At 64.8% G+C, this 11355-nt stretch carries 12 protein-coding genes; 9 read left to right on the top strand and 3 right to left on the bottom strand.

The features are described from left to right. Positions 1–164: 164 nt before the first annotated feature. From VG320_RS28805 to VG320_RS28770, 8 genes are read left to right on the top strand one after another with little or no spacing between them, the layout of a single operon-like run. Positions 165–1076 (top strand): SphA family protein, encoded by a 912-nt coding sequence (locus VG320_RS28805; RefSeq protein WP_327203480.1) that lies wholly within the window; start codon positions 165–167, stop codon positions 1074–1076. Between the two features lie 43 nt (positions 1077–1119). Continuing rightward, complete coding sequence (locus VG320_RS28800) at positions 1120–2280, top strand: alpha/beta hydrolase family protein (RefSeq protein WP_327203479.1); 1161 nt, start codon at positions 1120–1122, stop codon at positions 2278–2280. A 26-nt stretch (positions 2281–2306) separates the two neighbouring features. Next, the gene (locus tag VG320_RS28795) at positions 2307–3266 is read left to right on the top strand and encodes a VOC family protein (protein WP_327203478.1); all 960 of its coding nucleotides are present in this window, start codon (positions 2307–2309) and stop codon (positions 3264–3266) included. After that, the gene (locus VG320_RS28790; protein WP_414696145.1) at positions 3230–3646 is read left to right on the top strand and encodes a Rieske (2Fe-2S) protein; all 417 of its coding nucleotides are present in this window, start codon (positions 3230–3232) and stop codon (positions 3644–3646) included. The genes VG320_RS28795 and VG320_RS28790 overlap by 37 nt, the downstream gene beginning before the upstream one ends. Continuing rightward, the gene (locus tag VG320_RS28785; RefSeq protein WP_327203477.1) at positions 3643–4773 is read left to right on the top strand and encodes an FAD-dependent oxidoreductase; all 1131 of its coding nucleotides are present in this window, start codon (positions 3643–3645) and stop codon (positions 4771–4773) included. The genes VG320_RS28790 and VG320_RS28785 overlap by 4 nt, the downstream gene beginning before the upstream one ends. Before the next feature lie 13 nt (positions 4774–4786). Further along, on the top strand, positions 4787–6013 hold the full coding sequence (locus VG320_RS28780; protein ID WP_414696144.1) for an MFS transporter: 1227 nt from the start codon (positions 4787–4789) through the stop codon (positions 6011–6013). Further along, positions 6010–6813 (top strand): cyclase family protein, encoded by an 804-nt coding sequence (locus VG320_RS28775; RefSeq protein WP_327203476.1) that lies wholly within the window; start codon positions 6010–6012, stop codon positions 6811–6813. Before VG320_RS28780 ends, VG320_RS28775 begins: the two co-directional genes overlap by 4 nt. Beyond that, the gene (locus VG320_RS28770) at positions 6810–7796 is read left to right on the top strand and encodes a fumarylacetoacetate hydrolase family protein (RefSeq protein WP_327203475.1); all 987 of its coding nucleotides are present in this window, start codon (positions 6810–6812) and stop codon (positions 7794–7796) included. The genes VG320_RS28775 and VG320_RS28770 overlap by 4 nt, the downstream gene beginning before the upstream one ends. A gap of 23 nt (positions 7797–7819) precedes the next feature. Here the strand turns inward: VG320_RS28770 and VG320_RS28765 are convergent, their stop codons facing one another. Next, a complete protein-coding gene (locus tag VG320_RS28765; protein ID WP_327203474.1) occupies positions 7820–8653 on the bottom strand; it encodes an aldo/keto reductase in 834 nt (277 codons plus the stop codon). Between the two features lie 152 nt (positions 8654–8805). Between VG320_RS28765 and VG320_RS28760 the strand changes: the two genes are divergently transcribed. After that, positions 8806–9441 (top strand): TetR/AcrR family transcriptional regulator, encoded by a 636-nt coding sequence (locus VG320_RS28760; RefSeq protein WP_327203473.1) that lies wholly within the window; start codon positions 8806–8808, stop codon positions 9439–9441. A 24-nt stretch (positions 9442–9465) separates the two neighbouring features. On the opposite strand, the gene VG320_RS28755 is transcribed toward VG320_RS28760, so the two are convergent. After that, positions 9466–10206, bottom strand: coding sequence for an SDR family oxidoreductase (locus VG320_RS28755; RefSeq protein ID WP_327203472.1), 741 nt, complete (start codon positions 10204–10206; stop codon positions 9466–9468). Between the two features lie 147 nt (positions 10207–10353). Then, entirely contained in the window at positions 10354–11256 is a 903-nt protein-coding gene (locus VG320_RS28750) for a LysR substrate-binding domain-containing protein (RefSeq protein WP_327203471.1), read from the bottom strand. Positions 11257–11355 lie beyond the last annotated feature (99 nt).

Genomic DNA, 11355 nt, shown 5'->3' with positions numbered 1-11355 from the left:
TCGATTCGATTTTCATCTTTCACCAGGGTTCACCCTTGGTATTCAGCAAATCGATTTGCCGAATGGATCGAATCCATTTTTCACATAGTTTGGCGCATCTTAACCTAGCCGCACCCACAACAAAAACACCACAAGGCGATTCACAGAATCGCTCAGGAGACACCATGCAGGGCACTTTTAGACGCATCGGCAACGCTTGCATATGGGCATCGCTGGCTTCGCTCATCACGATTTCGCAGCAGGCACAGGCATTCGAAGGGGGCATCTCGCCTTATCCCGCCAGCGCAACGGGCGACAACATCGCGTCCATGCCGCCGTTTCCGGGCCTGTTCGTTTTGCAGCAGTTCAATTACAGCTTTTCGAACGGACTGTACGGCAACGACGGCTCGAAGCTGCCGGTGCCGTTTCATTCGTCGGTGGCTACCGAAGTGACGCGCCTGCTCGCCTCGTATCCCTTCGAGTTCTATGGCGCGCGCTTCTATTCGCAACTGGTGGTTCCGGTTGTTTCGCTGCATACGACGGTGATGGGCCAGCATTCGTCGCAAAACGGCCTGTCGAACATCACCGTATCGCCGCTGATCATCGACTGGCGGCCCACGCGCGAACTCTCGTTTGCCACAGGCCTCGACCTCGCACTCGAAACCGGTTCGTACAGCGCCACCAAGGCCAGCGTAGCGGTGGGCTACACGTCCTTGCAGCCCGTGTTCGCGGCGCGCTACGACCAGCCCGGCGGGCTGGATATCGGCATTTCGAACCGCTTCCTGCTCAACCAGCGCAACTCGACGACGAATTACACCTCGGGCGACGCGTATCTGGGCGAATTCGAAGCGGGCTGGCATCTGGGCCACTGGAAGCTCGGCGTGGTGGGCTCCTACCTCAATCAGTACAGCAACGATACGCAAAACGGCGCAACGGTGGCCTCGGGCTATCGTGCGCGCAGCTTCGGGTTTGGGCCGTCGATCGTCTATGACGCGGGCCCGGTCAAGATCAATCTGAATTATCAGCAAGGCCTTTACGCGGCCAACACGTCGAAGAGCAACAACGTCTGGCTGAATATCGCAGTCCCGCTGATGTAACGCACGACTTCGAGTTTCAAACGTCAGTAAGGAAAAGTTGAATATGTTCCGTTATTTCCCAACCAATTACGTCTGGAATCTTTCGATCGATCTCGCGATTGAAATGGGCGCGCGCATCGGCGAGATCGAAGCGATGTGCGCACCGCTTCAGGAGGCCGCAAAACAGCCCGACGCTGAAGGCACGCGCGCCTTTCGCGAAGCATGGGTCGACATGGCCGACAAGCTCTGCGAACTTGCTCAGGATGACGAATCACGTGGCCGGCTGCTTTCGGCCGGTGAAAAATACAAGCGCGCAAGCATCTATCTGCTGACGAGCGAGCGCATGCTCGCGCACGATTCGCCGGGGCGCAAGGAACTGTACCGCCGCGAGCTCGATCTGTTCGCAAAGGGCCTCGCGCTTGCGGGCGATCATTGCGAACGTGTGGAGATTCCGTATGGCGACGCTCACCTCTCAGGCCTCTATGTGCGCGCCAAAAACGCACCCGCGCGCCCCCCGCTGCTCGTACAGGTCAACGGCCTGGACTCCACCAAGGAGATGAAGTATTTCGTCGGCCTGCCCGCCTGGCTGGCTAAGCGCGGCGTGTCCTCGCTGATCGTCGATCAGCCGGGCACGGGCGAAGCGCTGCGCCTGCATGGCATGACCGCCGTATTCGACAGCGAGCGCTGGGCGAGCCGTATCGTCGACTGGCTTGAAACCCGCGACGACGTGGACGCGCAGCGCATCGGCATGGAAGGCGTGTCGCTGGGCGGCTACTACTGCCCGCGCGCGGTGGCCTTCGAGCCGCGCTTCGCGTGCGGCGTGGTATGGGGCGCGAATCACGACTGGCGCGACGTGCAGAAAAAACGCCTGCAACGCGAAGGCGACTTCCCCGTACCGCATTACTGGAAACACGTGTGCTGGGTCTGGGGCGCAAAGGATATCGACGACTTCATGCGTATCGCGCAAGACGTGCACCTGGACGGCGTGCTCGATCGCATCCGCGTGCCCTTCCTCGTCACGCACGGCGAAAAAGACACGCAGATTCCGCTCGCGTGGGCCCAACGCACCTATGACCAGTTGGTCAACAGCCCGCGCCGGGAACTGAAGATTTTCACGGATCGCGAAGGCGGCGCGCAGCACGCAAGCTTCGACAACTCGATCAACGCCGGTCATTACATCGCCGATTGGGTCGCCGAAGCGCTCGGCGGCCGCACGCAACTTTAATCACGCAAATCTCAAGGAATTCAGGCATGAATATCATCGGCCCCGACTGTCTCGTCTTTGGCGTGGACGACGTCGCCGCGTGCAGCCAGTATCTCGTCGATTACGGCCTGCTGCCGGTCGCCGCCAGCCACGACGCCGACGGCGCGAGCGCGGGCGGCCGCTTCGAAGCGCTCGACGGCACCGCCATCGAAATCCGCCGCGCCGACGACGCACGCCTGCCGCCGTCGCTGGGCACCGCCAGCCTGCTGCGCAAGACGATCTACGGCGTGGCCGATGCCGCCACGCTCGAGCAGATATCAGTAGAACTGGGCAAGGATCGCGAAGTCCGCACACTCGCCGACGGCTCGCTCGAAAGTATCGACGACATGGGCTTCACCCTGGGCTTCCAGATCAGCGTGCGCCGTCCGCTCGCTCTCGCCGCCGAAACCGTCAATGCGCCCGGCGCACCGGCGCAGCGCGCGCCCAACGTGGTCGCCGCCAACGACGACGCCGTGCTCACGCCGCGCACACTCTCGCACGTCGTCTACTTCGTGCCCGACGCCGCGCGCGCCGAAGCGTTCTATGTCGAGCGGCTGGGCTTTCGCTGCACCGACCGCTTCACGGGCGTGGGCCCGTTTCTGCGCCCGGCCGGCACGCTTGACCATCACACGCTGTTCATGATCGAAACGCCGCCGTTCATGAAGGGCTGCGAGCACTTCACCTTCCATATGGGCGGCCCGAGCGAAGTCGTGCAGGCAGGCACGCGCTTTGTCGAAAAAGGCTATCAGTCGTTCTGGGGACCGGGTCGTCATCGTTTCGGCTCGAACTGGTTCTGGTACTTCAACAGCCCGCTCGGCTGCCATGTCGAATATGACGCCGATATGGACCTGCACGACGATGAATGGCAGGCACGCGCAGCGCCCATGGGCGCCGACGCCTCGCAGCTTTTCCTGCTCCAGCATCGCGAGAAATGGGCGCCGGGCGGCCCGCCGCCCGCAGCGCGTTAACCCAGGCGGCCGTGATCTATCTCACCGATCTCGACGCGCTGCCGCAGCCGTGTTCGCGCGGCTTCGATCCGCATGGCGCGGGCCACGCGACGCTCTTCGTCGTGTGCCACGCGAGCGGCGTGCGCGCGTGGCGCGACGCCTGCCCGCACTACGGCAACACGCCGATGGCCTGGCGCAATGACGCCTGGCTCGATGCGCACGGCACGTACATCGTTTGCCACGCGCACGGCGCGTTGTTCGACATCACCAGCGGCGTGTGCGTGAAAGGCCCGTGTCTGGGGCAGCGGCTCACGCCCATCGCGCTGCATATCGACGAACACGGCCGCGTATTCCTGCAAGACCCCACTACAGAACAGCAAGACCAGGAGACATCACCATGAAGCAGCCAATGCGCCGCGTCCTTATCGTGGGCGGCGGATTTTCCGGCATGACGACGGCGATCGAATGCGCCAGACGCGGCTTCGAAGTCGATCTCGTCGAAATCGACGCGGGCTGGCGCTCGTATGGCGCGGGCATCAGCATCGGCGGGCCAACCTTGCGCGCGCTGCGCACCGTGGGCGTGCTCGACGCCTTTCTCGAACGCGGCTATGCGGGTGACGGCGTCAACCTGTTCGCACCCGACGGCACGCCGCTCGGCACGCTGCCGACGCCGCGCCTGGCTGGCGACGAGGTGCCCGGCGGCGGAGCAATCATGCGCCCTGTACTCGCCGATATTCTTGCGCAGGCAACGCGTGCGGCGGGCGTGAACGTCAAGCTCGGCTGCACGTTCGAGCGCCTCGACGCGCACGCCGATCACGTGAGCGTCACCCTCACGGACGGCAGCGTAGCGCGCTACGACCTGGTCGTCGGCGCGGACGGCCTCTACTCGAAGGTGCGCGCCGCCCTCTTCGCCGACGCCCCTGCGCCCCGCTACACGGGTCAGGGCGTCTGGCGCGCCGTATTGCCGCGCGCGCAGGAGATCGTGTGCGCGTCGATGTGGCTCGGCCACAAGGTCAAGGCGGGCCTCAACCCGGTTTCCCGCGACGAGATGTACCTGTTCGTGACCGAGGACCGCCCCACGCGCGGCTATGTCGATGCCACCGCCGCCCCCGGCATGCTGCGCGATCTGCTCGCGGGCTTCGGCGCGCCGGTTCTGCAAAGCGTGCGCGAGCAGATCGGCGCGCAGTCGTGCGTGATCTACCGTCCACTCGAAAGCCTGCTGATGCAGCGGCCGTGGTCGCTGGGCCGCGTCGTGCTGGTGGGCGACGCGGTGCACGCCACCACGCCGCACATGGCCTCGGGCGCGGGCATCGGCATCGAGGACGGCATCGTGCTCGCGCAAGAGCTCGCGCGCCACACCACACCCGCCGACGCGCTCGCAGCCTTCGAGGCGCGCCGCTTCGAGCGCTGCCGCATCGTGGTCGAGAATTCGGGGCGTCTGGGCGAAATCGAAATCGCCAACGGCGACCGCGCCGAACACGCGCGCATCATGCACGAGACGCATCACTATCTCGCGCGCGCGATCTAAGCGGAGACCGGTCATGGACAACTCCGCCGCACTGGACGCCAATGCGCCCGCATCCGCCTCGGCTCAGGCACGAGGCACTTACCGGCGCACCGCCTTCGCCGCGCTGATGGCCGCCCACTGCGCGGGCATGGTCGATCTCGTCGCGCTGCCGGTCTGGGTCGCTACGCTCATCGGCGGCCTGCATCTCGATGCACAACATGCGGGCGCGCTGCCCACCTTGTTTCTTGCGGGCGTGGTGGCGAGCAGCGCCGTGTGCTCGCCGCTGTTGCTGCGGCTAGCCGCCCTGCCGACGCACTTGCCCGCGCGCGCATTCGTGACGGCGGGCTTCGCGCTCGCGTCCCTTGCGTTCTATGGCGCGGGGGCGTCCGGCACCTATGCCGCGATGGCCGTGCTCCATCTGCTCGCCGGTCTGGCCGTCGGCTGCAGCCTGAGCATCACGCATGGCACGATCGCGCGCAGCGAGAATCCGCACCGGCTGTTCGCGTTCGCGGGCTTTGCGCTCGGCGCGTTCTCGATCGCATTTCTTGGCGCGACGCCACCCGCGGTGGCCGCTTTCGGTGCGCGTGCGTTCTTCAACATCGTCGCGGCAGTAATGACGTTGGCCGCCTTGAGCAGTGCGTTGGCATTTCCAGCGGTGGCGTCGAACGTCGATGCACAAGCCTCAGCGGCCGCGAGAACGCCTCTTGCCGCGCCCGTGTGGTTCGCGATCGCGGGCGTGATCTGCATGGCACTCACCCAGGCGATGCTCGCTAGCTTCGTTGCGCGCATTGGCGTGGAGCGCGGCTTCGGCCTCGCTGCGGTGACGTCGGTGCTGATCGCGCTCGGACTCGTCAATCTGCTGCCCGCGCCGCTCGCCGCGCTCACGCAGCGCCGCCTGGACGCACGCCTGGTCGTGCTCGCGGGACCGCTCGCGCAAACCGTGCTGGCGCTCACGATCACGCTCGCCAGCGGCTTTACGCCCTATGCCGTCGCAACCGCCGTGTTTCCCGCAGTGATGATCTTCTGCCACACCTACGCGTTTGGCCTGCTGTCGCGCCTGGACGCCAGCGGCCGCGCCGCTGCCGCCACGCCCGCGATGGTGATGGCTGGCGCCGCCACCGGTCCCCTGCTCGGCGGTGCGCTCGTCAAGCACTTCGGCTACGGCAGTCTCGGCTGCGCGGCGCTCGCCGTGAGTGCGCTCGCCTGCTGCTGCTTCGCCCGCATTCCCCGCTCCCCCCAACCTTCTGGACACGCCTCATGAAACCCGTGCGCCGCTTCATCGACCTGTCGATCTATCTGGAGAACGACGTGCTCTCCGATCCGCCGCCGCTCGCGCCGAAAATCACCTATCAAAGCCACGCCGACACGCTGCCCGAATTCATGGCGATGCTGCCGGGCACGCGCGCCGAGGATTATCCTGAAGGCGAAGCCGCCGCCGCCGAATGGGTCACGCTCACCACACACAGCGGCACGCACCTGGACGCGCCGTGGCATTTTCACTCGACGATGGATGCGCGTTTTGGCGAACCGCGCCCTTCGATCACGATCGACGAAGTGCCGCTCGAATGGTGCTTCCAGTCTGGCGTGAAGCTCGATTTCCGCCATTTTCCCGATGGTTATGTGGCGAGCGCCGCCGATGTCGAAGCCGAACTCGCACGCATCGGCCACACGCTGGAGACGCTCGACATCGTTGTCGTCAACACGCGCGCGGGGTCGCGCTATGGTCATAACGATTATGTCGGCGCGGGCTGCGGCATGGGCCGCGAAGCGACGCTCTATCTGCTGGAGCGCGGCGTGCGCCTCACCGGCACCGATGCGTGGAGCTGGGATGCGCCGTTTTCCCATACGGCGAAGCAGATCGCGCAAACCGGCGACACCTCGTTGATCTGGGAAGGTCACAAGGCGGGCCGCGAAATCGGCTATTGCCATCTGGAGAAGTTGCACAATCTCGAAGCGCTGCCGCCGCATGGCTTCACGATCAGCTGCTTTCCGCACAAGATCCGCAAGGCATCTGCGGGCTGGACGCGCGCGGTCGCCATCATCGACGGGGCCGCCGCATGAAATTCGCCACCCTGCGCTCGGCCGGCCGCGACGGCGAGTTGCTGATCGTTTCTCGCGATCTCACGCGGGCGGTGTCGGCGCACGATATCGCACCCAATCTGCTCGATGCGCTGGAGCGCTGGAATGATGTCGAGCCGCATCTAGCCAGGCGCTACGCGGCGTTGAACGCGGGTCATGCCGATAACGCCTTCGCCTTCGATCCGCACGCGTGTGCCGCGCCCTTGCCACGCAGCCCGCAATGGTGCGACGCCTCCGCGTTTCTCAATCACGGTCGCCTGATGGAGCGCGCTTTCGACACCGCCCCGATTCCCGACTTCGACACCCTCCCCGTCATGTACCAGGGCGCAAGCGACGATTTTCTCGGCGCGAGCGACGATGCGTTGCTGCCGGACGAGGCGCACGGTATCGATTTCGAAGGCGAATTCGGCGTTATCACTGACGCGGTGCCGATGGGTGTCGAGGCAAGCGAGGCGCTGGAGCGCGTGCGCCTGATCGTGCAATTGAACGACTGGAGCCTGCGTGCGCTGGGGCCCCGCGAGATGAAATCGGGCTTCGGCTTCCTGCAGGCCAAACCGTCGACCAGCTTTGCGCCGGTCGCGCTGACACCCGACGAGTTGGGCGCCGACTGGCACGATGGCCGGGTCGATTTAAGGCTTTGGGTCGAGTGGAACGGCGCGTGGTTCGGCAACCCTTCTGGGCGCGAGATGAACTTCGATTTCGGCACACTCATCGCGCATGCAGCGCGCACGCGACGTTTGCACGCCGGGACGATCATCGGTTCCGGGACCGTCTCGAACGCAGACCGCACCGTCGGCTCGGCCTGCATTGCCGAACGGCGCGTCATCGAAATACTCGGCCAGGGCGCGCCGTGCACGCCTTTTATGAAGTTCGGCGACCGCGTCCGAATGGTTGCCCTGACGGGACAAGACGAAGCGCCATTCGGCGAGATCGACCAGCGGGTTTGCCGGGCGGCACCCCCCTGAATGGCTTGCCGAAACCGCCTCGCTCAATGCCCAAACGTATCCGAGTCCAGAATGCCCGCCTCGGGCCGTTTGAGCGCGTTGATGGCGGCCATTTCTTCATCGGTCAGGCGCCAGTCGAAGATGTCGAGGTTTTGCGCCTGACGTTGCGGGTCTGCCGACTTGGGCACCGGCACGAAGCCGCGCTGCGTATGCCAGCGCAACACGATTTGCGCGGGCGTGCGCCCATAGCGCTGCGCGATCGACACAATCGCGTCTTGCGCGAGTAGCTCGCCGCCACGTCCGATCGGGCTCCACGTTTGCGTGACGATGCCGCGCTCGGCGTGAATGGCGACGATGTCGTCGCGGGTGTGCCACGGATCGAGCTGAAGCTGGTTCACGTGCGGCACGAAGCCCGCGTCGAACAGGCGCTGCAGATGCGCGGGCTTGAAATTCGACGTCCCGATCGCACGCACCTTACCCGCCTCCAGCAGTCGCACGAGTCCTTCGAAGGCGTCCACATAGCGGTCCTGGTCGGGGTTCGGCCAGTGCACCAGCAGAAGGTCGAGGTAGTCGAGCCCAAGGCGCTTGAGACTGGCTTCGCAGGCTTCACGCACACCGTTGACGCTATGCCATTGCCGGTTGAACTTGCTGGTCACGAAGACTGCATCGCGCGCGATACCCGCACGGCGGATGCCCTCGCCTACCCCCGTTTCGTTGCCGTAGTTCTCGGCCGTATCGACTAGCCGATAGCCCGTTTGCAGCGCGCTCGCGACGGCCTGCGCCGCCGCTGCGTCGTCGAGCGGCCAGGTGCCCAGGCCGGTTTGTGGCATCTCCACGCCATTGGCCAGTTTGACGAGCGGTACACAATTGATCTTCATAAAAATATCCTCGAAATATCCTGGGTAAAATTCGTGCAAGCCGCGGGCCTGCACGTCGTGCGTGTGACAAATACCGCTAAAGCCGTTTCCCGATACCGCCTGGTATCCCCGTACCGAACCCGCCACGCGAACCTGCTCGCGAAGGAAGCCCCATGCCGCGCATGACCCGTGAAGAAAGCCAGGCGCAAACGCGCGCGAAGCTCATCAGCGTGGCCCAGACGCTCTTCACACGCGATGGCTACGCGGCCACCTCGCTCGAACGCATCGCCGACGAAGCCGGCTTCAGCAAAGGCGCCGTCTATTCGAATTTCGACGGCAAGGAAAGCCTCTTTCTCGATGTACTCGACGCGTACGGCAAAGCGAGCCTTGCCAGCATTCTTGCGGCGACGCAGGACGTGCAATCGATTGCCGAAGCCATCGAATGTCTCGCGCGCTGGTCGGACAGGCAATCGCGCACCGGCAACTGGCCCGCGCTGATCGTCGAATACGCGCGTCACGCCAAACCCACGAGTGCGTTTCGCAAAGCCCAGGAAAAGGTGCTGCGCGCCCAGTGGCGCGCGCTCGGCGAACGTCTGCTCGCGCTTGCGCCTACCGCGCCCAGCGCGCCTGCCGCGCTCGCGCCGGAGACCGTCGGGGCACTCGTGTTCGAATTGACCCATGCGCCCGCGATGAGCTTCGTCACCAGGCCCACTTCGGGCGATCTGCTGCGCGTCGCGCTGCAAGGGGTGTTTGGCGCAAGCGCCGCGCCCGCCTCGCCTGCCTCATCGCGCACGCGCGCGAAGCGCTGAAGGCGGGCGGCAGCCCAGGCCCGCTCAGGAAACCAGCGTGACGCCGCCATCCACGGCGATCGTCTGTCCCGTCACGAAACCGTTGCTCATCAGAAACAGGTAGGCAGCCGCCACCTCTTCGACCTTCGCGGTGCGGCCAAGCGGAATGAGCTTGCTGAAACGCTGCTCGATAGCATCGATATCGCTCTCGGGCAGACCGCGCCAGAGCGGCGTGCGCGTCCATGTAGGCGCGACCGCGTTCACACGGGCGCGCGGCGCGAGCTCCACGGCAAGCCCTTCAACCAGCGAACGGATCGCATCGTTACCGACGATTGCGCCCGATGCGTTATGCGGCCGCCCGCCCGAGCCCGCCGTGAACACCAGGCTACCGCCTGCGCGCACACGCGGCGCGGCATGCCGTGCGAGCCGCAGGTTCGCGAAGAATTTTTCCTCTACCGCGCCACGAATGGTTTCCAGCGGCGCTTCGAGAAAACCGCCGCCCATCGCGCCACCCGCCATTGAGACGAGATGATCGAACGGTCCGGTATCGGCGAAAAACCGTTCCAGCGCCGCTTCGTCTGCTATATCGAGTTCAAGCGCGCGTACCGCTTCGTCCGAACCGCCGGACGCGATAAGCGCTGCATGCGCCGCCTCGCGCCGTTGCGCGTCGCGACCTGTAATGACGATCTGCGCGCCCGCGTCGCGTGCCATGCGGGCGATTTCAAAACCAAAGCCTGATGTACCGCCGACGATCACCACGCGCTGGCCCTTGAGTGCTGCTGTCATGTTCCACATCGCTACGTCCTGTTTCACATTCCAATGAGTATCTGAATACTACATCGAATTTTGAAACCAGGTATGCCGGAGCAGAAACGCAAACGGCCAGCACCATGAGGGTGCTGGCCATTTGTGCGCCAAAAGACTTTCAGAAACTCACTTGTGTGCCGCAATGGCAAGAAAGCGCTTGAGCGCAGGCGTTTCCTTTTCTTCATGCCACACGAGCCACAGTTCGGCGCGCGGCGTGCGCCCGGCAAGCGGACGCGAAACGATTTCCGGCCCGGCAAGCTGGGCAAAATTCTGCGGCACGATGCCGAAGCCCAGCCCCGCCGCCACGAGGCCGAGAATGCTGCCAACGTCCGCGACGCGCCACTTCTGTTCGAGCGTCACGCCGGCCTTGGCAGCCAGATTCGCGACGACGTTCATGATCCCCACGTTCTCCGGATCGGGAAAGCCAATCATCGGCTCCGCCACGAGCCGCGCCAACGGTATCCGCTCGAGCGCCGCGAGCGTGTGATCCGCAGGCAGGATCACCACCAGTTCCTGGGTCGAATGCACACGATGCTTGAGCGGCAAGCCTTCCGGCACTGGCGCACGCACCAGCGCCACGTCGATCTCGCCCGCCACCAGCGCCTTGCACAATTCGCCCAGGCTGTCGTCGCGCAGCGTCAGCTCGACGTTGGGATGCTGCTCGCGCATCGCGCGCAACTGCAGCGGAAAGCTGCGCTCGAACATCGCCGAAGGCACATAGCCGAGCGCCAGCCGCCCCATTTCCCCGCGGGCTGTGCGCCGCACCGCGTCGATCGCCTGCTGGTGCAGCGCGAGCAGTTTTTGCGCCTCGGCACGGAAGGATTCGCCAGCGGTCGTGAGGTCGATGCCGCGCTTGCGGCGGTTGAACAAACGCACGCCCAGCGCTTCTTCGAGCCCTTTGATCTGTTGACTGAGCGCGGGCTGCGCCACGCCTAGCTGGTCGGCGGCGCGCGCCATGTGCAGCGTCTCGCACACGGCCAGAAAGACCTGCAGGCGACGCAACGAAGCGGAAGTGAGCAAGGAATCCATAAGCGCGAGCTTATCAATATTGCCTGTCCATGTATATCGATCTTTCCCCAGGCAAATTGCATACTTTTCTCACGCAAGGACGCCGATGTCCTGTTCCAC

Source organism: Paraburkholderia sp., assembly GCF_035948235.1.
In the GTDB taxonomy this organism is placed as follows: domain Bacteria; phylum Pseudomonadota; class Gammaproteobacteria; order Burkholderiales; family Burkholderiaceae; genus Paraburkholderia.
The sequence above is the reverse complement of the archived record's forward strand: the minus strand, read 5'-3'. Positions and strand labels throughout refer to the sequence as shown.